A 20,181-nucleotide genomic window follows, 5' to 3' on the forward strand; every position below is an offset into this window, starting at 1 on the left:
GCAGCCGGCAGCCACCCGGGATGAGGGACTCACTGGTCGGTCTTAGCGGCTGACGGTGCGCTCGAACTGGCGCAGCATCTGGTTGCCGCGGTTCACGGCCGCGTCGAGGGCGTCCTTCGCAGACTTCTGGCCGGCGAGCGCCGCCTCGATCTCCTCGGACCACACGTCACGCAGCTGCACCATGTTGCCGAAGCGCAGACCGCGGGAGTTCTCGGTCGGCTCCTTGTTGGTCAGCTCGAGGAGAGGCGTCTGGACGATCGGGTTCTTCTCGTAGAAGCCCGAAGCCTTGGTCTTCTCGTAGGCCGCCTTGGTGATCGGGAGATAGCCCGATTCCTGGTGCAGCTTGGCCTGGCGGTCGGTGTCCGACAGGAAGGCGAAGAACTTGGCCACGCCCTTGTACTCTTCAGGCTTCTTGCCGCCCATGACCCAGAGCGAGGCGCCGCCGATGATGGAGTTCTGCGGGGCGCCCGGCACGTCCGGGTAATACGGCATCGGAGCCGAGGTGTAGTCGAACTTCGCGTTCGCCCTCACGTTGCCGTAGAAGCCCGACGAGTTGAGGAAGATGGCGCATTCGCCCGAGGTGAAGCGGCCTTCGCTCCTGGAGTCGCGGCCGGAATAGTCGAAGGTCTTGTCCTTCTGCAGATCGACGAGGTTCTGCAGGTGCTTCACGTGAAGCGGCGAGTTGAACTTCAGCTCGGTGTCGAAGCCGTCGAGGCCGTTCGCCTTGGTGCCCATGGGCACGTTGTGCCAGGCCGAGAACTGCTCGATCATCGCCCAGGTGATCCAGGCCGAGCTGAAGCCGCAGGTCTCGTGACCGGCCGCCTTGAGCTTCTTGGCCGCGTCGAACACTTCCGGCCAGGTCTTCGGGATCCCGTTGACGCCCGCCTTCTTCAGCTCGTCCCTGTTGACCCACATGACCATGGAGGACGAGTTGAACGGGAAGGAGAGCATCTCGCCCTTGGCGGTGGAGTAGTAGCCCGTGATGGTGGGCAGATAGGCCTGCGGATCGAACTTCTCGCCGGCTTCCTTCATCATCTCGTGGACCGGCTTGATCGCGCCGCGGGCGGCCATCATGGTGGCGGTGCCGACTTCGAAGACCTGCAGGATGTGGGGAGCGTTGCCGGCGCGGAAGGCGGCGATGCCGGCGTTCATGTTGTCGGCATAGGTGCCCTTGTAGGTCGGGATGACCTTGTAGTCCTTCTGGCTCGCGTTGAACTCCTCGGACAGCCTGTTGATGATATCGTTGTTGGCGCCGGTCATGGCGTGCCACCAGTGGATCTCGGTCTGGGCGAAGGCCGAGGTGCTCGTCGCCAGGCCGATGGCCAGGGCGCCGAGAAGGGACTTCTTCATCATTCTCATCTCTCCCATATCATCCCGTCTGGGACGTTCTTGTCGTTCATCACCCCTGCGTTAAGCCCGGATGACGGTTCTATGACGAAACCATGACAATCATAGCCGGCTTCAAAATGGAAGCCCTTTCATCCAAAAGGCTTAATGGCGGCGCCCGGGAACAGGGCGGAGAGCCTCTTCGTTGGGAGAGTAACCATAGGTGAGAGACCCATGCCCCAGATGATCGCAGCTCTCTTCAGCGACCCCGCCCAGGCCAGCCAGGCTCTTCAGGCCCTGCTCCAGACAGGCATCGCCCAGCACCGGATCGTGGCCGTCGGGAACGAGGACGCCCGGGAGATCTCCTCGATCTCCGGGTTCCGCACCCTCTCGGCCCGGGACGATTCCCTGGAGGCGCTCCACGACCTGAACCTGCCCGATGCCGACCGGCGGCTCTTCGAGCAGGGGCTTCACCGGGGCTGCACCCTGATCGCCGCGCAGGTCGAACGGGACAATGCCGAGGAAGCCGTGCGCGTGCTCGAGATGTTCAGCCCCGTGGATCTCGACGGCAGCAGCCGGGAATGGCTCGGGAGCAACGACTCCGATCAGGCCGGAGCCGATGCCGGTGCGCCGCTCGGCGCCGGGATCACCGGCGGCTCGGGCAGCGGCACGACCACCGCGGGCACCCTGCCCGGCATGGGCCTGATGGCGGAGGGCGCGGACGATCTCGGCACCACGGATCTGAGAACGGACGAGTTCGCCCAGTCCAACCAGGGCTCGAGCACGACAATCGGCACCGGCGCCCGCCGCAGCGACGAGCGCGCCGATCGCGAAGGTGTGAACGAGCTGGCCGTGGACACCCGGCCTTCGCCGGATCAGCCCGGCCTCATGCAGCGCCACATGAACCGGGGCGGCCGCATCTGGGCCTACCGCACCTCCGACGAGACGGGCCTTTAAGGCTTGCCGACAAAACACCCCTCATCCTGAGGAGCAGCCGTGAGGCTGCGTCTCGAAGGAGGATCCAGAGGGCGCCGGAGACGCCTCGTCCTTCGAGCCGCGAGCAGGCTCGCTCCTCGAGACGAGGCTTATGGCGTGCTTGTCGGGCGCTCTAGATGACATTCCGCTCGAGGAGCGGCCGGGTGGCGAGCACCCGCTCGTAGCCCAGATCCGACAGGTCGAGGGTGCGGTAGCCGCCGTGCACGATGAGCTCGGCCAGGCCCCGCCCCACCGCCGGGGCCTGCTGCAGGCCGTGGCCCGAGAAGCCGTTGCACAGGTAGAAATTCGCAAGCTCCCCGGCCGGGCCGATGATGGCGTTGTGGTCGAGCAGGCACATGTCGTAGGGGCCCGACCACGCCCGGCCGGGGCGGATCGCCTCGAAGGCCGGCACGCGATGGGCCAGCGAGGGCCAGATGAACTCCTCGAAGAAGGAATGGTCGATCTCTTGGGATCCCGGATCCTCGTCCGACCAGTCGGGATCCATCTCCGCCTCCGGCGAGGCGCCGCAGATGAAGTGCCCCTCGCCCTCCGGCCGCACATAGGCGCCGGAGGTGTCGATGAGCAGCGGGCAGTTCGGCACGGGCTCCCGGCAGGAGAAGGTGAACACGTAGCGGCGCTTGGCCTGGACCGGGATCGACACCTCGGCCATCGCGGCCAGCGCACGGCCGCCGGAGCCGGCGCAGTTGACGAGCGCGCCGCAGGCGATGCGCGTGCCGTCCTTGAGGCGCACGGCGACGATCCGGCCGCCCTCCCGCTCCACGGCGGCCACCTCGCCCTTCACGTATTCGGCCCCGAGCGCGCGCGCCTTCTTGCGGAAGGCCTGGAGCAGGCCCCAGCCGTCGAACCAGCCCTCGCCCGAGCGGCCCCAGGTGCCGGCCGAGAGATCTTCCACGTTGAGCCAGGGAAAGCGGCTTTTCAGCTCGTCCGGCTTCAGGAACAGGATGTCGGCGCCCTCGGCCGCCTGCAGCGCCTGGTTCTCGCGCAGAACCTGCTCGCCCGCCTCCGACGCGCAATAGAGGTAGCCGGCCTCCTTGAGCCCAATCTCCGGCCGCTCGCCCTCGACCTCGAGATGATCGCCGATGCTGCGCAGGAACTGGATCCCATAAAGCGAGATGCGGATGTTCACCGCGCTGGAATATTGCTGCCGGATCGAGGCGGCCGAGAGCGCCGAGGCCGAAAGCTGGTAGGTCGGGTCCTTCTCGACGACGACGACGCGCCCCTTGAAGCCGGAATCGGCGAGCAGGTGATAGGCGGCGGAGGAGCCCATGACGGCGCCGCCGACGATCACGACATCGGCTGAGAGGGAGGTAGCTGGGGTCATCGTTCGAACTTCGTTGAGAGGATGATGGAGGATTGGGTGCGCTCGACGCCCTCGAGGGCGCCGATCCGGTCGATGGCGGCGTCGAGGGAGGGGACGTCCTGAGCCTCTACCACCGCCAGGAGATCGAAGACACCTGCAACCGAATGAAGCGCGCGCAATTCAGGCATGCGCTGAAGCGCCGACACCACGCCGGCGGAAGCCTTGGGCGCGACCACGATGGTGACATGCGCCCGCACCATGCGGCTCGAAACCTCCTCCGCGAGGCGCAGGGTGTAGCCGGCGATCACGCCCCGGCGCTCCAGGCTCTCCACCCGCGCCTGGACGGTGGTGCGGGAGAGCCCCAGGCGCCGGGCGGCCTCCGCGTGGCCGATGCGGGCGTTCTCCCGCAGGAGGGCGATCAGGGCGCGATCCGTGGCATCGAGCATCGTTTTGACCAGTTGAAACGGCGATCTGCCGAAAACTACCTGTCTTGTCGTCAGCTTGTCTATGGCGTTCTGCAGCGCCCTGCCTTTTTCTGACCTTGATTTCAGGAGGTTACGAATGCACTCGATTCTCGTCATCGGCGCCGGCAAGATCGGCTCCACCATTGTCGACATGCTCCACGAGACCGGCGACTACCGCGTCACCGTCGCGGACGCCTCCGCCGCCGCGCTGGAAGCCGTCGCCCGGGATGGCGTCCAAACGATCCAGCTCGACTTCAATGACGCGGTCGCCCTGCAGAACGCCCTCAAGGGGCATTACGCCGTGCTCAGCGCGGCGCCCTACCACCTGACCGGCCACGTGGCCCAGGCCGCGCGCCTTGCCGACGTCAACTATTTCGACCTCACCGAGGACGTGGCCACCACGCGCATGGTGAAGGAACTGGCGGAGGGCGCGACGACCGCCTTCGTGCCCCAGTGCGGGCTAGCCCCCGGCTTCATCTCCATCGTGGCGCACGACATCGCGAGCCGCTTCGACAAGCTCGACACGGTGCGCCTGCGCGTCGGCGCCCTGCCGCAATACCCCTCGAACGCCCTGTCCTACAACCTCACCTGGAGCACGGACGGCGTCATCAACGAATACATCGAGCGCTGCGAGGCGGTGGTCGACGGCAAGCTGCGCGAGGTTCCGGCCATGGAGGAGCTGGAGGAGTTCTCCCTCGACGGCACCCGCTACGAGGCCTTCAACACCTCCGGCGGCCTCGGCACCCTGTGCGAGACGCTTCAAGGCAAGGTGCGCAACCTGAACTACAAGACCATCCGCTATCCCGGCCATTGCGCCCTCATGCGCGTGCTGCTCAACGACCTGGGCTTACGCAACCGCCGCGAGGTCCTGAAGGACATCCTCGAGAACGCGGTGCCCGCCACCATGCAGGACATGGTCATCGTGTTCGTGACCGTGACCGGCGAACGCGGCGGCCGCTACGTGCAGGAGACCTATGCCCGCAGCATCTACGGTCAGAAGGTGGCAGGCCAGCAGCGCACCGCCATCCAGGTGACCACCGCCGCCGGCATCTGCGCCATGCTCGACCTTCTGGTCGAGGGCAAGCTGCCGGGCCAGGGCTTCGTGCGCCAGGAGGAGATCGACCTCGACACCTTCCTCGCCAACCGCTTCGGCCGGGTCTATGCCGGCGAGCGCCTGGACGAGGGCCACGAGCCGGCGGCGAAGAACATCCGCCTCGACGCGGTGGCGTGAGGAACAAGTGAAGCGCCTGTTTAGACCGGGTGCAGAACTCTTCCCTCCCCCTTGCGGGGAGGGGCAGGGGTGGGGGTCGTAAAGCTGGAACGAGAAGCGAGCAATGGTTTCACGCAGGGTCCTGCCAGCGCCTCACAAAGCAGTCCCTCACCCGGTCGTTCCACCCCCACCTCCAACTCCTCCCCGCAAGGGGGAGGAGGGCAGGTTGCGGCCTACTGCACCTTGCTCAGCTTCTTACCAAAACCGCATGACCCTATTCGGGAAAAGCAGTTCCCTGCTCATCCGAAAATGCTTTAAGACGGTGGCCTGACAGCCGCCGTCGTTTCGTTCCAAGGACAAGCGCCGGCCAGGGCTCCATGCCGAGCCTTAAGCCCGCATCGAGGGAGATCATCATGACCGCGAGCCTGAAACCCGTATCCGCCGCGCCCACCTCCGTTGCGGAGGAGGCCCGCGCCATTCTCGCGCGCCTCGGCGTGCCGGAGAGCGCCTTCGCGTCCGGCGGCCGCCCGGCCCGTTCCCCGATCACCGGCGAGGTGATCGCCCATGTGCGCGAGACCACCCCGGAGGAGGCCAAGGCCGCCATCGGCCGGGCGGACGCCGCCTTCAAGGCCTGGCGCAGGATCCCGGCGCCCAAGCGCGGCGAGTTCATCCGGCTGCTCGGCGAGGAGCTGCGCGCCGCCAAGGAGGATCTCGGCCGCCTCGTGACCCTGGAGGCCGGCAAGATCGTCTCCGAAGGCCTCGGCGAGGTGCAGGAGATGATCGACATCTGCGATTTCGCCGTCGGCCTCTCGCGCCAGCTCTACGGCCTGACCATCGCCACCGAGCGCGCCGATCACCGCATGATGGAGACCTGGCATCCGCTCGGCGTCTGCGGCGTGATCTCCGCCTTCAACTTCCCCGTCGCCGTGTGGTCCTGGAACGCGGCGCTCGCGCTCGTGTGCGGCGACAGCGTGGTCTGGAAGCCTTCGGAAAAGACCCTGCTCACGGCGCTCGCCACCCACGCCATCGTGGAGCGCGCGGCGAAGCGCTACGGCGGCGTGCCGGAAGGCCTGTGCGAGGTGATCCTCGGCGGCCGCGAGATCGGCGAGATCCTGGTCGAGGACCACCGTGTGCCGGTTCTCTCCGCCACCGGCTCCACCGCCATGGGCCGTCAGGTCGGCCCGAAGCTCGCGGAACGCTTCGCCCGCGCGATCCTGGAGCTCGGCGGCAACAACGCCGCCATCGTGGCGCCCTCCGCCGATCTCGACCTCGCGCTGCGCGGCATTGCGTTTGCGGCCATGGGCACGGCGGGCCAGCGCTGCACCACGCTGCGCCGCCTCTTCGTGCACGAGAGCGTCTACGACCAGCTCGTGCCGCGCCTGATCAAGGTCTATGGCAGCGTGAAGATCGGCGATCCGCGCGAGCCCGGCACCCTCGTCGGCCCGCTGATCGACCAGGCTGCCTTCGACGGCATGGAGCGCGCGCTGGATGAGGCCCGCGCGGCCGGCGGCACGGTGCATGGCGGCGGACGCTACACGGATGTGGCGGGCGAGGGCGTCTATGCCCGTCCCGCCCTCGTCGAGATGCCGAGCCAGACCGGCCCGGTGACCCGCGAGACCTTCGCGCCGATCCTCTACGTGATGCGCTACAAGGACTTCGACGAGGCGATCGAACTGCACAACGCGGTGGGCGCCGGCCTCTCATCCTCGATCTTCACCCTCAACATCCGCGAGGCCGAGGCCTTCATCTCGGCGGCGGGCTCGGATTGCGGCATCGCCAACGTGAATATCGGCCCCTCCGGCGCCGAGATCGGCGGCGCCTTCGGCGGCGAGAAGGAGACGGGCGGCGGCCGCGAGTCGGGCTCGGATGCCTGGAAAGCCTACATGCGCCGCGCCACCAACACGATCAACTACGGCAACACGCTTCCCCTCGCCCAGGGCGTGAAGTTCGACGTGGACGCCTGACCGTCTTAAAACACACGCGGAGGGCGAGATGCCCTCCGTTTTTCTATGCAGATCCATTCTCACATCGCGAGCCTTCCATGACAGCGCCCTCCCGCACCGGCGGCCAGATTCTTGTCGATCAGCTTCTCGTTCATGGAGTCGATCACATCTTCTGCGTTCCGGGCGAGAGTTACCTGGCGGCCCTCGACGCGCTGCATGATGCCAGTATCACTGTGACGGTCTGCCGCCAGGAAGGCGGCGCGGCCATGATGGCGGAGGCCTACGGCAAGCTCACCGGCCGCCCCGGCATCTGCTTCGTCACCCGCGGCCCCGGCGCGACGAACGCTTCGCCCGGCATTCACATCGCCAGGCAGGATTCCACGCCGATGATCCTGTTCGTCGGCCAGATCGAGCGCGGCATGCGCGAGCGCGAGGCGTTCCAGGAACTCGACTACCGCGCCGCCTTCGGACCGCTCGCCAAATGGGCGACGGAGGTGGACGATCCGGCGCGCTTTCCCGAGATCGTCTCCCGCGCTTTTCATGTGGCCACCTCCGGTCGTCCAGGCCCGGTCGTGATCGCGCTTCCGGAAGACGTGCTCACCGAGATGGCCGCGGTCGCCGACGCGCCGCGCTATCAGGTGATCGAGACCCATCCCGGTCTCACGCATATGGCGGAGCTGCAGAAGCTCCTGCACGGCGCGAAGAAGCCGGTGGCGCTGCTCGGCGGCAGCCGCTGGTCGGACGTGGCGGTGCAGCGCTTCGTGCGCTTCGCCGAGCGCTTCGAGCTGCCGGTGGCCTGCACCTTCCGCCGCCAGATGCTGTTTCCCGCCGACCACGCTTCCTACATCGGCGACCTGGGGCTCGGGGTGAATCCGAAGCTGCTCGCGCGCATCAAGGAGGCCGACCTCGTGCTGCTCGTGGGCGGGCGCCTCTCCGAGATCCCGAGCCAGAGCTACACGCTTCTCGACATTCCCGCGCCGAAGCAGATTCTGGTGCACATCCATCCCGATCCGAGCGAGCTCGGCCGGGTCTATGCGCCGCATCTGGCCATCAACGCCTCGCCCAATGCCTTCACGGCGGCGCTCGAGGGCGTGCATCCGCCGGCCTCCCTGCCCTGGAGCGAGGGCACGACGGCGGCGCATTCCGATTATCTCGCCTGGAGCGATCCGGAATCGATCCGCGTTCCGGGCGCCCTGCAGATGGGCGACGTGATGCGGCACCTGCGCGAGGTGATGCCCTCCGACACGATCTTCTGCAACGGCGCCGGCAACTTCGCCACCTGGGTGCACCGCTTCTGGCCGTTCCGGGAGTACGGCACGCAGCTTGCGCCCACCTCCGGCTCCATGGGCTACGGCGTCCCGGCGGCGGTCGGCGCCAAGCGTCTGCGCCCCGACAGCCCCGTGGTGGTGTTCGCCGGCGACGGCGACTTCCTCATGAACGGGCAGGAATTCGCCACCGCGGTGCAGTACGACCTGCCGATCCTGGTGATCCTGCTCGACAACGGCATGTACGGCACGATCCGCATGCACCAGGAGCGCGAGTATCCCGGCCGCGTCTCGGCGACCATGCTGCAGAACCCGGATTTTTCCGCCTATGCCCGCGCCTTCGGCGGCTACGGCGAGCGCGTGGAGATGACGGAGGATTTCGCGCCCGCCCTCCAGCGCGCGCTCACCTCCGGCAAGCCGGCGATCCTGCACTGCATCCTCGACCCGGAAGCGATCACGCCGTCGATGTCGCTGTCCGCGATCCGCGAGAAGGCACTGGCGAGCGGGAAGTAAGAACGCGATCATGCGCATCATCCCGGACGGCGCAGCCGATCCGGGATCGCGAGCAGGATAGGGCGCGTGTTTCCCCTCCCCCCCTTGTGGGGGAGGGCTGGTAGCGCCACGCTCATCACGCGATCCCGGATCTCGCTTTGCTCGTCCGGGATGACGTTTCTTAGGTTTAAGCCGCCTTCGCCTCGTCGAGCCGCCGCGCCACGAGCGTGCGCAAGGAGCGCAGATCCTTCACGAAGGAGCGGATGCCCTCGGCGAGCTTTTCCGTCGCCATCGCGTCCTCGTTCAGGGCGAAGCGGAAACTCTTTTCGTCCGTGCGCGGCAGCGGCGCGATCTTCTCGACATTCTCCGGCGAAAGCTTGCGCGGCAGCTCGCCGTCCGCCTTCGCCAGCTCGTCGAGGAGCGCAGGCGAGATCGTGAGCCGGTCGCAGCCCGCGAGCGCCTCGATCTCCCCGATGTTGCGGAAGGAGGCGCCCATCACCACGGTCTTGATGCCTTGAGCCTTGTACGACGCATAGATCTTGCGCACGGAGAGCACGCCGGGATCGGTCTCGCCCGTATAGGGCCCGCCGCCCGCCTTCACGTGCCAGTCGAGGATGCGGCCGACGAAGGGCGAGATGAGGAACACGCCGGCCTCCGCGCAGGCCTGGGCCTGCACCTGGCTGAAGAGAAGCGTGAGGTTGCAGTCGATGCCCTCCTTCTGGAGCACTTCCGCCGCGCGGATGCCCTCCCAGGTGGAGGCGATCTTGATGAGGATCTTTTCGCGCCCGATGCCGCGCTCCTCGTACGCCTTGATGATGGCCCGGGCCTTCTCCACCGTCCCTTCCGTGTCGAAGGAGAGGTCCGCATCCACCTCCGTCGAGACGCGGCCCGGCACGATGCTGGCCAGTTCCGCTCCGAAGGCCACGGCGAGCCGGTCGCAGATCGCCGCCACCATGCCCTCGCGGGAGCCGCCCTGCTTGCGGCCCCAGGCCAGGGCCTCGTCGAGGATATGGCCATAGGCCGGGGTCTCGACCGCCTTCAGCAGCAGGGTCGGATTGGTGGTGCAGTCCTGGGGCTTCAGGCGGCGCACCGCATCGAGGTCGCCCGTATCGGCGACGACGACCGTCATGGCGCGCAACTGGTCGAGCTTGGAGGGCATCGGGATCTCCGTGGGGTTCGTTTGGGTTTGACTTAGTGGGTTCAGGAGACTTCGTGAAGGCCCTGGGGAGCGCGGCGCTCCTTTTCCCCTCCCCCTTGCGGGGAGGGGTGGGGCGGTCCGACCGGGTGAGCGCGCCAACCAGTCAGGCGCTGTCGCAGGCTGCTCGCTCTATGGATGAAGCAGGCGCTTTGACTTTCCAACCCCCACCTTCGATCCCTCCCCGCAAGGGGGAGGGAAGAAACGGGCGCTCACACGAAAAGCCCCCGGTTCGCCCGCACGCGGCTCAGGATGAAGGAATAGACCTCCTCCACCCGACGCAGGGTCCGGACATCCGCATGGGTCACGAGCCAGTAGGTGCGAAGATACGAGATCTCGGGCAGCACCACCTCGAGCTCCGGGAATTGCCGGACGGCGTAGTCGTGCAGGATGCCGATGCCGATCCCCGCCCGCACGGCTTCCGCCTGCGCCACCACGCTGGCGCATTCGAAGCGGTGGGAGGTAACTTTTTCGAGATTGGAGAAATAGTCGAGCACCGGGCTGTAGAGCAGGTCCGCCACGTAGGTCACGAGGGTTTTGCCCGAGAGGTCGGCCAGCTCCCGCACCGGCCCGTGGCGCCTGAGATAATCCTTCGAGGCGTAGAGCCTGAGCCGGTAATCCGTGAGCTTGCGGGAGACGAGACGCCCTTCGGTCGGCTGCTCCAGGGTCACGGCGATGTCGGCCTCGCGCTTGGACAGCGAGAAGGTCCGCGGCAGGGCCACGAGCTGGAGGGTGAGGCCAGGATGCCGCTCGGCGAGCGCCCCGAGCTCGGGGGCGAGGAAGTAGGTGCCGATGCCGTCCGGCGCGCCGATGCGCACGGTGCCCGAAAGGGCGAGGTCGGCGCCGCCCAGCTCGCTCGCCACCGCCAGCGCCTGGGTCTCCATGGTCTCCGCATGCTTCAGGAGCCGCTCCCCCGGCTCGGTCAGGGTGTAGCCCTGCGGGCTGCGCTCGAAGAGCTTGGCCTTGAGGGACGATTCCAGGGCCGAGATCCGGCGCGAGACCGTGGTGTGATCCGCCTCCAGCTGCCGGGCGGCCGCGGTCAGCCGGCCGGCCCGGGCAACGGCCAGGAAGAAGCGGAGATCGTCCCAGTCGAAGGCGCTCATGCAGGTCCTCAGGCATTGGCATTTTCGCACAACCGTGCCTCGGTTTCACCCATAGTCGTGCGATTTCAACAATGATAGAAGAAGGCACGAAAAAGCACCCTCAGGAGGAATACGCCATGCGCGAGGTCGGACACTTCATCGGCGGCAAGCAGGTCCCCGGCAAATCGGGCCGCACCACCGAATTCTTCCAGCCCATGACCGGCGAGGTGATCGGCCGGGTCGCGCTGGCGTCCAAGGACGAGCTGCGCCAGGCGGTGGAGAACGCCAAGGCCGCGCAGCCGGCCTGGGCCGCCACCAACCCGCAGCGCCGCGCCCGCGTGATGATGAAGTTCCTCGAGCTGATCGCCCGGGAGACCGACTCGCTCGCCGAGATGCTGGCGCGCGAGCACGGCAAGACCATCGTGGACGCCAAGGGCGACATCCAGCGCGGCGTCGAGGTGGCGGAGTTCTGCGTCGGGATTCCGCACCTCTTGAAGGGCGAGTTCACGGAAGGCGCCGGCCCCGGCATCGACATGTACTCGATCCGCCAGCCGCTGGGCGTGGTGGCCGGCATCACGCCGTTCAACTTCCCCGCCATGATCCCGCTGTGGAAGCTCTCGCCGGCGATCGCCTGCGGCAACGCCTTCATCCTGAAGCCCTCCGAGCGCGATCCGGGCGTGCCCATGCGCCTGGCCGAGCTGATGATGGAGGCGGGCCTGCCGGCCGGCATCCTCAACGTGGTCAACGGCGACAAGGAAGTGGTGGACGCGATCCTGGACGATCCGGACATCAAGGCCGTGGGCTTCGTCGGCTCCTCGCCGATCGCGCAATACGTCTATTCCCGCGCCACCGCCAACGGCAAGCGCGCGCAGTGCTTCGGCGGCGCGAAGAACCACATGATCATCATGCCCGACGCCGATCTCGACCAGGCGGCCGATGCGCTCATCGGCGCCGGCTACGGCTCGGCGGGCGAGCGCTGCATGGCCATCTCGGTGGCGGTGCCGGTGGGACGCGCCACCGCCGACGCGCTCATGGACAAGCTGATCCCGCGGGTCGAGACCCTGAAGGTCGGCCCCTCCACCGATCCCTCCGCCGATTTCGGACCGCTGGTCACGAAGGCTCATCTCGACAAGGTGCGCTCCTATGTCGATCTCGGCGTTCAGGAAGGCGCCAAGCTCGTGGTCGATGGCCGCAACTTCAAGATGCAGGGCTACGAAAACGGCTTCTACATGGGCGGCTGCCTCTTCGACGAGGTGACGACCGACATGCGCATCTACAAGGAGGAGATCTTCGGGCCCGTCCTGTCCGTGGTGCGCGCCAAGGATTACGAGGAGGCCCTGCGCCTTCCCACCGAGCACGAATACGGCAACGGGGTCGCGATCTATACGCGCGACGGCGACGCGGCCCGCGACTTCGCCTCCCGCGTCAACGTGGGCATGGTGGGCATCAACGTGCCGATCCCGGTGCCGCTCGCTTACTACACCTTCGGCGGCTGGAAGGCCTCGGGCTTCGGCGACCTCAACCAGCACGGCCCGGACGCGATCCGCTTCTACACCAAGACCAAGACCGTCACCTCCCGCTGGCCGTCGGGCATCAAGGAAGGCGCGGAATTCTCCATCCCGACGATGAAGTGAACCATCATGACCATGGCCGGGGCTCGTTCCCGGCCATTTGCTTTGAAGGGCTGCATCTTTTTGGCGGCGAGCCGGAGCCACTTCGCCGAAAGATGCTCTAGATCCAAAGTCGGGGTGCACAATCTCCCCCACCATGACGATTTAGGACCATGACCCAGTTCTCTCTCACCGACGATCAAATCGCCGTCCGCGACATGGCGCTCGCCTTCGCGGCGGAGAACCTCGCGCCCCATGCCCTCGAATGGGACGAGAAGAAGCATTTTCCCGTGGACGTGATGCGCGAGGCGGCAAGCCTCGGCATGGCGGCGATCTACACCCGCGACGACGTGGGCGGATCGGGCATGACGCGGCTCGATGCGGCGCTAATCTTCGAGGCGCTCGCCACCGGCTGCCCGGCGGTCTCGGCCTACCTGTCGATCCACAACATGGCGACCTGGATGATCGACCGCTACGGCTCCGAAGAGCAGCGCCAGCGCTACATTCCGCGGCTCGCCACCATGGAGCTGATTGCGAGCTACTGCCTCACCGAGCCGGGCTCCGGCTCGGACGCGGCGGCGCTCAAGACCAAGGCGGTGCGCGACGGCGACCACTACATCGTCAACGGCGTGAAGCAGTTCATCTCGGGCGCCGGCACCTCCGACATCTACGTGACCATGGTGCGCACCGGCGGCGAGGGCCCCTCCGGCATCTCGACCCTGGTGATCGAGAAGGACATGCCCGGCGTCTCCTTCGGCGCGCAGGAGAAGAAGATGGGCTGGAACGCGCAGCCCACCGCCGCCGTCATCTTCGAGGATGTGCGCGTGCCGGTCGCCAACCGGCTTTCTGACGAAGGCCAGGGCTTCAAGATCGCCATGTCGGGGCTTGACGGCGGGCGCATCAACATCGGCGCCTGCTCCCTCGGCGGCGCGCAGGCGGCCCTCGACAAGGCATTGACCTACGCCAACGACCGCAAGGCCTTCGGCAAGCGCATCGCCGACTTCCAGGCGCTGCAGTTCAAGCTCGCCGACATGGCCACCGAGCTCGAATGCGCGCGCACCTTCCTGTGGCGCGCGGCTTCCGCGCTGGATGAAAAGGCGCTCGACGCCACCAAGCTCTGCGCCATGGCCAAGCGCATGGCCACCGATGTGGGCTTTAAGGTCGCGAACGACGCGCTGCAGCTCCATGGCGGCTACGGCTATCTCGCCGATTACGGCGTGGAGAAGATCGTGCGCGATCTTCGCGTGCACCAGATCCTGGAGGGCACCAACGAGATCATGCGCCTGATCGTGGCGCGCGATTTGGTGGGGCGCGGCAATCGATGACGGCGAGGTCGCTCGGCCTCGGCTTCGGCATCGCCGCGGCGATCTTCGCGCTGTTTCATTTTGCAGGTCCATGGTTCTTCCTCGACGGGCGACGCCCCTTCCAGCTCAACTTCGCGGCGGGAGCCGTGCTCGGCCTCGGGCTGGGAGGGCTGATTCACCACGTTCTGCGAGTTCCCGCGAAAGCCGCGATTCATGCCATGACGCTCGTCGCCGTTCCCGGCATGCTGGCCATGGCCGCCGTGGGCTCGCATTTCGCAGTGTTCTTCCCGCGGCTCGATCCCGCCCTCGACAAGGTCTTCGGATCGCTGATGCTGTGGTTCTACGGATTCTCGCTCGCGGGAGCCCTGTGGATGGCGCGGCGCGCATGACGGCAGCCTTCATCGGACAAGCGGCTTCAGAATTGCACGACAACAAGGGAGGATTCTCATGACCAGCATCGCCTTCATCGGCCTCGGCAACATGGGCGGACCCATGGCCGCGAACCTCGTCAGGGCCGGGCACAGGGTCGCCGGCTTCGACCTGTCGCCCGCCTCCTGCGATCAGGCGCGGGCAGATGGCGTCGGCGTCGCGGGCTCCACGGCGGATGCGGTGCGGGACGCGGAGGTCGTCGTCACCATGCTGCCCGCCGGCAAGCATGTGCTCTCGGTCTGGACCGAGATCCTGCCTGCGCTGAAGGACGGCACGCTCGTCATCGACTGCTCCACCATCGACGTGGAGAGCGCACGCAAGGCGCATGGCATGGCGCGCGATCAGGGGCGCAGCCTGATGAGCCTCGATGCGCCGGTCTCCGGCGGCGTCGGCGGCGCGAAGGGCGCGACTCTCACCTTCATGGCAGGCGGCACGAAAGAGGCCTTCGACCGGGCCGAGCCGATCCTGTCCAAGATGGGCAAGAAGGTGGTCCATTGCGGCGAGGCCGGCGCCGGTCAGGCGGCGAAGATCTGCAACAACATGATCCTCGGCATCTCCATGATCGGCGTGTCGGAGGCCTTCGTTCTGGCGGAGAAGCTCGGGCTCTCGCATCAGGCGCTGTTCGACGTCGCCTCCACCTCCTCGGGCCAGTGCTGGTCGCTCACCACCTATTGCCCCGTGCCGGGCCCGGTGCCGACCTCGCCCGCCAACAACGGCTACAAGCCGGGCTTCGCGGCGGCCCTGATGCTCAAGGACCTGAAGCTCGCCCAGGAGGCGGCGCTCGCCTCGGGCGCCTCGACGCCGCTCGGCGCCGAGGCCGCGCAGCTCTACGCGCTCTTCGCCAATGCGGGCCACGAGGGCGACGACTTCTCCGGCATCATCAACTTCATCCGCGGACAGAAGAGCTGAACATCGAACCGGCGCATGACGCGCCGGTCGAGCCGGTCCTTGAGCCCCCACGCGAGGCGGCCCTCGAAGGCGGGGAGCCGGCCGCCTCGTCGCGAATCAGCCGGGCGCCGCCCGCGCCTGCGAGGCGCTCCAGGTCGATAGGGGTCTCGCCCCTGCCATAGAGGCCGGCGAGATGTCCGGGCACATGCCCGGACAGGGTGAGCCGGTCCTTGCCGACGAGGATGATCTCCAGGCCCGGCTCCGGACGGCGGGCAAAGGCTTGCGGCACAAAGGCATGGGCATGACCGCCCCCCAGGCGCCGCCTGCTCGTGGGGGCGGCCTGGAAGCGGCGGCCATCCGGTCGTGCCCTCCACAGGAACAGGATGTGTTGCACGACACCTACAGCTTTTGCCTCTTCCGTCCATTAGGCTTTTCTCAACCAAGACCGCTCAACCGCCGATTGCCCCTTCGCATGGTTCGCTCCGCCTTCCAGACGGCCAATGCCTCCGCCGACGCCGCCGCCGTGCTGCGGCGCCTCGGCTTTGCGATCCTGTTCTTCGCCGTGCCCCTGGCCGCGTTGTTCACCCGTCGCGCCCTCGTGGTCATGGCGCCGCTGGCGGTCATCCTCCTCGTCCTGGCCTCGGTGCTCGACGGCAACGCGCGGCATGCATGGGACAAGCTCTTGGCGCTCGCGACCTCGCGGGGCGGCATGGCGGGGCTGGTGCTGCTGTTCTGGGCCGCCCTCTCGCTCGTGTGGACGCCCTTCACGGCACAGGCCACGGAGCGTCTGCTCAACATCACGGGCATGATCCTCATGGGCCTGGGCGGCTATCTCGCCGTGCCGGAGCGGATGCGCTCGGCCAATCTCTACCTCCTGCCCGTCGGCCTGGGGCTTGCAGCCCTCATCGGCATTCCCCTGGCGCTCGAGGGCGGCAGCCGCTTCGATCCGGAAGGCCTGAGCCTGGAGCGCGGCATGCTCATGCTCGTGCTGCTGCTCTGGCCTGCGCTGGCCTGGCTCCATTCCCGCGGCAGGAACCTGGAGGCCATCGGCCTGGCGCTTGCCGTGGGCGTCGCCGCCCTTCTCACCCGGGGCGGGCTGCCCCTCTACGGCCTCGTCGCCGGCGCCCTCGTCTTCGTGCTCACGGCCTACAGCCAGGCCCTCGGCGCCCGGCTCACCGGTCTCGTCATGGCGGGCCTGCTGCTCCTGGCGCCAATCCTGCCCTTCCTCCTGAAGCCGCTGGCGTCGGGCCTCCTCGGCGCCAGGTCCCCGGTGACGGCGAGCCTCGAGGCATGGCGGCGGATCATCGTCAGCGAGCCGCTGCGGCTTCTCACGGGCCATGGGCTCGAGACGGCCCTGCGCGGCCGGTCCTTCGGCCTCGTGCCCCGGAATGCCCCTTCCACCCTCCTGTTCGAGGTCTGGTACGAGCTCGGTCTCGTCGGCGCGGTGGCGGGCAGCGTTCTGCTCTACCAGGCGGCCACCGGCATCAGGAGCCATCGCGCCAGCGTGGCGCCGGGCATCATGGCGGCCTTCGCCTGCGCCTACACCCTGGGCTGCCTCGGCATCGGCACCGCGCAGGTCTGGTGGTTCACGGCCCTCGTGGTCCTCGTGCTGATCTTCGTCGCCATCGAGCGCGGCCAGTTCCGCACCACGCGGCCCAAGGCGGTCTTCCGCAGGACGTTCTGAACGCCTCCTCCCGGCTGCGCCGCGGCAGCGGTTGACGGAAGGGGCCTGCCTCTGCTTCGCTGGAGACTCAGGATTATTGTGTGAGGATTGTTCATGCCCATCATCAACCGCGTCGCCGACCTCGCCGAGGAAATCACCGCCTGGCGCCGCGACTTTCACGAAAACCCGGAGCTCCTGTTCGACGTGCATCGCACCGCCGGCATCGTGGCGGAGAAGCTGAAGAGCTTCGGCTGCGACGAGGTCGTCACGGGCCTCGGGCGGACGGGCGTCGTCGGCGTCATCAAGGGCCGCTCGAACACGTCCGGCCGGGTCATCGGCCTGCGTGCCGACATGGACGCGCTTCCCATCGAGGAGGCGACGAACGTTCCCCACAAATCCAAGGTCCCCGGCAAGATGCATGCCTGCGGCCATGACGGGCATACCGCCATGCTTTTGGGCGCGGCGAAGTACCTGGCCGAGACGCGTAATTTCGACGGCACGGCGGTGGTGATCTTCCAGCCGGCGGAGGAAGGCGGCGGCGGCGGCAACGAGATGGTGAAGGATGGCCTCATGGAGCGCTTCGGCGTGCAGGAGGTCTACGGCATGCACAACATGCCGGGCATTCCCGTCGGCCACTTCGCCATCCGCCCCGGCGCCATGATGGCGGCGGCCGACCGGTTCACCATCACCATCGAAGGCAAGGGCGGCCACGCGGCGCGTCCGCATGAATGCATCGATCCGGTGGTCATCTCCGCCCACGTGATCACGGCCCTGCAGACCATCGCCTCCCGCAACACCGATCCGCTCGAATCCGTGGTGGTGTCCGTCTGCACCGTGAAGGCGGGCGAGGCCTTCAACGTCATCCCGCAGACGGCGATGCTGCTCGGCACCGTGCGCACCCTCTCGCCGGAGGTTCGCGACCTCGCCGAGACCCGCATCCGCGCCATCGTCGAGAACGTCTGCGCCGCCTTCGGCGCGCAGGCCGAGGTCGAGTACGACCGCGGCTATCCGGTGACCATGAACGATCCCGACAAGACCGAATTCCTGGCGAGCGTCGCACGCGCGGTGGCCGGCGAGAACGCGGTCGATACCACCGTTCCGCCTCTCATGGGCGCGGAGGATTTCTCCTACATGCTGGAGCAGCGGCCCGGCGCCTACATCTTCCTCGGCAACGGCGACACGGCCGGCGTCCATCACCCGGCCTACGACTTCAACGACGAGGCCAGCCCCTACGGCGTCTCCCTCTGGGCGAAGATCATCGAAACCGGCATGCCGGCGCGATGAGGGGCCAAGGCTTTTTCCTGAAGAGGGACTATGCCTAGAAAGAAGACGTGGACCGAAAAGCTTGCGACAGGCTTCCCGAAAGTGGAGCCTGTCGACAAATCCTTTGCTGGCCTCAAGCTTGGTCAGATGATGCTGGTAGCAACGCCCCGCATCGTCAGGGATTACATCGCTGCCATTCCGCGCGGCCAGGCCCGCAGCATCGTGCAGATGCGTGACGACTTGGCGCGCGCTCACAAGGCGGAGGTCACCTGTCCCATGACCACCGGCATCTTCGTGCGGATCGCGTCCGAGGCAGCCCTGGAGGATCTTTCATCCGGCAAGACGTTGGATGAAATCACGCCCTTCTGGCGGATCGTCGACAGCAGGAGCCCCACCGCCAAGAAGCTCTCTTGCGGGCCGGACTTCATCGCTGCCCGAAGAGCGGCAGAAGGGCTCGACTGACGCCCTGCCCTAATCCTTGCTCGAACAGGCGAGCATGCCTTCGAGATCGATGTAGTGCCCGGCGCGGTCGCGCTTGGCGGCAAGATAGCTGACGTTCTCCGCCGTGGGGCGGCCCAGAACCCGATGATCCGAGATCACCTCGAGCCCGGCCCTGCTGAGGGCTGCGATCTTCTCGGGGTTGTTGGTCATCAGCCGGACCTTGCCGACGCCGAGCTTCTTCAGCATCACGGCGGCGAAGTCGAACCGGCGCTGATCCGCCTCGAAGCCCAGAACCTCGTCCGCATCGTAGGTGTCGTAGCCTTGGGACTGGAGCTTGTAGGCGCGGATCTTGTTGGCGATCCCGTTCCCGCGCCCCTCCTGGTCGAGATAGAGCAGGATGCCGCCCTCATGGCCGGCCATGAAGCGCACCGTCTCGCGCAGCTGGTCGCCGCAATCGCATTTCAGGCTGCCGAAGAGATCCCCGGTGAGGCACGCGGAATGCAGCCGCACGGCCACCGGCCCGGAGAGGTCCGGCCTGCCGACGACGATCGCCACCTGATCGCGCAGGCCCTCGCCGCCGCGGAACACCACGAACTCGCTGGAGGGCGCGCCCTCCAGCGGCACGGGCGCCCGGCTGACGATCGTCAGGTCGGCCGCCTTGGCGCTTCGATATCCGCGAACGGCCTCGCCCGGGACCCGCACGGGGGACGAATCGATCTCGATCCCCGGGGCCAGCGGCACCACGATCACGGCCGGCAGCACGAGAGAGAGGCGCGCCAGCTCCAGCGCCTCCTCGTCGAGCGCATCGGCGGGACGAACCGGCGCGTCGATGCGGCCGTCGACCTTGAGCGCCAGCGTTTCCACGCGGCTGCGGTCGACTATTGGCAGGGCGATGCGTCCGGGCTGCTCCCGATCCAGCCCGAGGCGGCGGAGCCTGGCCGCCGGCAGCACCAGATGGGCATGCGCCCCGGCAACGGCGCCGATCCGGGCGCTCATGGCCTCGTCCAGGTCCTCGACTCCGACCACGAGCGCGCTGCCCTCGGCCCCGTCGATCACGACGGGACGGGCGCTGCGGAACTCCATGATCGCCCGCTCGACCAGGGTCGTGGCGGGATTGTCGGACAGGCTCAAGGTCAGGCGCATCATCGAAAACTCGGGCAAACAGCCTCGCATCCGGCAAGAAGAGCATGGGCCATGGAAGCGCAGGCTCAAAAAGCCACGCTTCGGGACCGACCGCACCCTAGCACAGGCAGGGCCCGATCCCTAATGCCAGAGATGTGACATCTGCCATGCCGCATCAACAGGGCGCG

Annotated in this window: 18 protein-coding genes; 11 read left to right on the forward strand and 7 right to left on the reverse strand. The window is 67.4% G+C overall.

Annotated elements, in window-relative coordinates; genetic code table 11:
• Nucleotides 1-42 precede the first annotated feature (42 nt).
• Nucleotides 43-1,353, reverse strand: coding sequence for a sn-glycerol-3-phosphate ABC transporter substrate-binding protein UgpB (gene ugpB, locus GR303_RS03925; protein WP_246205251.1), 1,311 nt, complete (start codon nt 1,351-1,353; stop codon nt 43-45).
• Between the two features lie 207 nt (nt 1,354-1,560).
• On the opposite strand from ugpB, the gene GR303_RS03930 reads away from it, so the two are divergent.
• Nucleotides 1,561-2,283: a hypothetical protein gene (locus GR303_RS03930; RefSeq protein ID WP_161721302.1), complete on the forward strand. Its 723-nt coding sequence runs from the start codon at nt 1,561-1,563 to the stop codon at nt 2,281-2,283.
• A 151-nt stretch (nt 2,284-2,434) separates the two neighbouring features.
• Here GR303_RS03930 and GR303_RS03935 read toward each other — a convergent pair whose 3' ends face one another.
• Nucleotides 2,435-3,643 (reverse strand): NAD(P)/FAD-dependent oxidoreductase, encoded by a 1,209-nt coding sequence (locus GR303_RS03935; RefSeq protein WP_161721301.1) that lies wholly within the window; start codon nt 3,641-3,643, stop codon nt 2,435-2,437.
• A complete protein-coding gene (locus GR303_RS03940; RefSeq protein WP_161721300.1) occupies nt 3,640-4,068 on the reverse strand; it encodes an Lrp/AsnC family transcriptional regulator in 429 nt (142 codons plus the stop codon). Before GR303_RS03940 ends, GR303_RS03935 begins: the two co-directional genes overlap by 4 nt.
• A gap of 115 nt (nt 4,069-4,183) precedes the next feature.
• Between GR303_RS03940 and GR303_RS03945 the strand changes: the two genes are divergently transcribed.
• From GR303_RS03945 to GR303_RS03955, 3 genes are all read left to right on the forward strand, one after another.
• Complete coding sequence (locus tag GR303_RS03945) at nt 4,184-5,317, forward strand: saccharopine dehydrogenase family protein (RefSeq protein WP_161721299.1); 1,134 nt, start codon at nt 4,184-4,186, stop codon at nt 5,315-5,317.
• Nucleotides 5,318-5,709: 392 nt separating this feature from the next.
• On the forward strand, nt 5,710-7,260 hold the full coding sequence (amaB, locus tag GR303_RS03950) for an L-piperidine-6-carboxylate dehydrogenase (protein WP_201751889.1): 1,551 nt from the start codon (nt 5,710-5,712) through the stop codon (nt 7,258-7,260).
• 77 nt (nt 7,261-7,337) lie between these two features.
• A complete protein-coding gene (locus GR303_RS03955) occupies nt 7,338-9,017 on the forward strand; it encodes a thiamine pyrophosphate-binding protein (protein WP_161721298.1) in 1,680 nt (559 codons plus the stop codon).
• Between the two features lie 166 nt (nt 9,018-9,183).
• Here GR303_RS03955 and tal read toward each other — a convergent pair whose 3' ends face one another.
• Both tal and GR303_RS03965 read right to left on the reverse strand, forming a co-directional pair.
• Nucleotides 9,184-10,155 (reverse strand): transaldolase, encoded by a 972-nt coding sequence (tal, locus tag GR303_RS03960; RefSeq protein WP_161721297.1) that lies wholly within the window; start codon nt 10,153-10,155, stop codon nt 9,184-9,186.
• A gap of 248 nt (nt 10,156-10,403) precedes the next feature.
• Nucleotides 10,404-11,294, reverse strand: a complete 891-nt coding sequence (locus tag GR303_RS03965; protein WP_161721296.1) for a LysR family transcriptional regulator — start codon at nt 11,292-11,294, stop codon at nt 10,404-10,406.
• Between the two features lie 116 nt (nt 11,295-11,410).
• On the opposite strand from GR303_RS03965, the gene GR303_RS03970 reads away from it, so the two are divergent.
• The 4 genes from GR303_RS03970 (at nt 11,411) to mmsB (ending at nt 15,525) form a co-directional block, all read left to right on the forward strand.
• Entirely contained in the window at nt 11,411-12,907 is a 1,497-nt protein-coding gene (locus GR303_RS03970; RefSeq protein ID WP_161721295.1) for a CoA-acylating methylmalonate-semialdehyde dehydrogenase, read from the forward strand.
• A 149-nt stretch (nt 12,908-13,056) separates the two neighbouring features.
• Nucleotides 13,057-14,208 (forward strand): isobutyryl-CoA dehydrogenase, encoded by a 1,152-nt coding sequence (locus tag GR303_RS03975; RefSeq protein WP_161721294.1) that lies wholly within the window; start codon nt 13,057-13,059, stop codon nt 14,206-14,208.
• Nucleotides 14,205-14,576, forward strand: coding sequence for a DUF5367 family protein (locus GR303_RS03980; RefSeq protein ID WP_161721293.1), 372 nt, complete (start codon nt 14,205-14,207; stop codon nt 14,574-14,576). Before GR303_RS03975 ends, GR303_RS03980 begins: the two co-directional genes overlap by 4 nt.
• 58 nt (nt 14,577-14,634) lie before the next feature.
• The gene (gene mmsB, locus GR303_RS03985) at nt 14,635-15,525 is read left to right on the forward strand and encodes a 3-hydroxyisobutyrate dehydrogenase (protein ID WP_161721292.1); all 891 of its coding nucleotides are present in this window, start codon (nt 14,635-14,637) and stop codon (nt 15,523-15,525) included.
• On the opposite strand, the gene GR303_RS03990 is transcribed toward mmsB, so the two are convergent.
• On the reverse strand, nt 15,503-15,898 hold the full coding sequence (locus GR303_RS03990) for an NAD(P)/FAD-dependent oxidoreductase (protein ID WP_161721291.1): 396 nt from the start codon (nt 15,896-15,898) through the stop codon (nt 15,503-15,505). The genes mmsB and GR303_RS03990 overlap by 23 nt on opposite strands.
• 78 nt (nt 15,899-15,976) lie before the next feature.
• Between GR303_RS03990 and GR303_RS03995 the strand changes: the two genes are divergently transcribed.
• From GR303_RS03995 to GR303_RS04005, 3 genes are all read left to right on the forward strand, one after another.
• Entirely contained in the window at nt 15,977-17,188 is a 1,212-nt protein-coding gene (locus GR303_RS03995) for a peptide ABC transporter permease (protein WP_161721290.1), read from the forward strand.
• Between the two features lie 93 nt (nt 17,189-17,281).
• On the forward strand, nt 17,282-18,451 hold the full coding sequence (locus GR303_RS04000) for a M20 aminoacylase family protein (protein ID WP_161721289.1): 1,170 nt from the start codon (nt 17,282-17,284) through the stop codon (nt 18,449-18,451).
• 126 nt (nt 18,452-18,577) lie between these two features.
• Nucleotides 18,578-18,892, forward strand: a complete 315-nt coding sequence (locus tag GR303_RS04005) for a hypothetical protein (protein ID WP_210254020.1) — start codon at nt 18,578-18,580, stop codon at nt 18,890-18,892.
• 9 nt (nt 18,893-18,901) lie between these two features.
• Here GR303_RS04005 and ribA read toward each other — a convergent pair whose 3' ends face one another.
• Nucleotides 18,902-20,014 carry a GTP cyclohydrolase II RibA gene (gene ribA, locus GR303_RS04010; protein WP_161721438.1) on the reverse strand — a complete coding sequence of 371 codons (1,113 nt, stop codon included), beginning with the start codon at nt 20,012-20,014 and terminating at the stop codon, nt 18,902-18,904.
• Nucleotides 20,015-20,181 lie beyond the last annotated feature (167 nt).

The sequence above is a fragment of the Microvirga arsenatis genome (assembly GCF_009910705.1).
GTDB lineage: Bacteria > Pseudomonadota > Alphaproteobacteria > Rhizobiales > Beijerinckiaceae > Microvirga > Microvirga arsenatis.

Excerpts from the sequence above, each read along its gene's own strand:
- ugpB (WP_246205251.1), bottom strand. The coding sequence starts at position 1,353 with ATGATGAAGAAGTCCCTTCTCGGCGCCCTGGCCATCGGCCTGGCGACG.
- GR303_RS03930 (WP_161721302.1), top strand. The coding sequence starts at position 1,561 with ATGCCCCAGATGATCGCAGCTCTCTTCAGCGACCCCGCCCAGGCCAGC.
- GR303_RS03935 (WP_161721301.1), bottom strand. The coding sequence starts at position 3,643 with ATGACCCCAGCTACCTCCCTCTCAGCCGATGTCGTGATCGTCGGCGGC.
- GR303_RS03940 (WP_161721300.1), bottom strand. The coding sequence starts at position 4,068 with ATGCTCGATGCCACGGATCGCGCCCTGATCGCCCTCCTGCGGGAGAAC.
- GR303_RS03945 (WP_161721299.1), top strand. The coding sequence starts at position 4,184 with ATGCACTCGATTCTCGTCATCGGCGCCGGCAAGATCGGCTCCACCATT.
- amaB (WP_201751889.1), top strand. The coding sequence starts at position 5,710 with ATGACCGCGAGCCTGAAACCCGTATCCGCCGCGCCCACCTCCGTTGCG.
- GR303_RS03955 (WP_161721298.1), top strand. The coding sequence starts at position 7,338 with ATGACAGCGCCCTCCCGCACCGGCGGCCAGATTCTTGTCGATCAGCTT.
- tal (WP_161721297.1), bottom strand. The coding sequence starts at position 10,155 with ATGCCCTCCAAGCTCGACCAGTTGCGCGCCATGACGGTCGTCGTCGCC.
- GR303_RS03965 (WP_161721296.1), bottom strand. The coding sequence starts at position 11,294 with ATGAGCGCCTTCGACTGGGACGATCTCCGCTTCTTCCTGGCCGTTGCC.
- GR303_RS03970 (WP_161721295.1), top strand. The coding sequence starts at position 11,411 with ATGCGCGAGGTCGGACACTTCATCGGCGGCAAGCAGGTCCCCGGCAAA.
- GR303_RS03975 (WP_161721294.1), top strand. The coding sequence starts at position 13,057 with ATGACCCAGTTCTCTCTCACCGACGATCAAATCGCCGTCCGCGACATG.
- GR303_RS03980 (WP_161721293.1), top strand. The coding sequence starts at position 14,205 with ATGACGGCGAGGTCGCTCGGCCTCGGCTTCGGCATCGCCGCGGCGATC.
- mmsB (WP_161721292.1), top strand. The coding sequence starts at position 14,635 with ATGACCAGCATCGCCTTCATCGGCCTCGGCAACATGGGCGGACCCATG.
- GR303_RS03995 (WP_161721290.1), top strand. The coding sequence starts at position 15,977 with ATGGTTCGCTCCGCCTTCCAGACGGCCAATGCCTCCGCCGACGCCGCC.
- GR303_RS04000 (WP_161721289.1), top strand. The coding sequence starts at position 17,282 with ATGCCCATCATCAACCGCGTCGCCGACCTCGCCGAGGAAATCACCGCC.
- GR303_RS04005 (WP_210254020.1), top strand. The coding sequence starts at position 18,578 with ATGATGCTGGTAGCAACGCCCCGCATCGTCAGGGATTACATCGCTGCC.
- ribA (WP_161721438.1), bottom strand. The coding sequence starts at position 20,014 with ATGCGCCTGACCTTGAGCCTGTCCGACAATCCCGCCACGACCCTGGTC.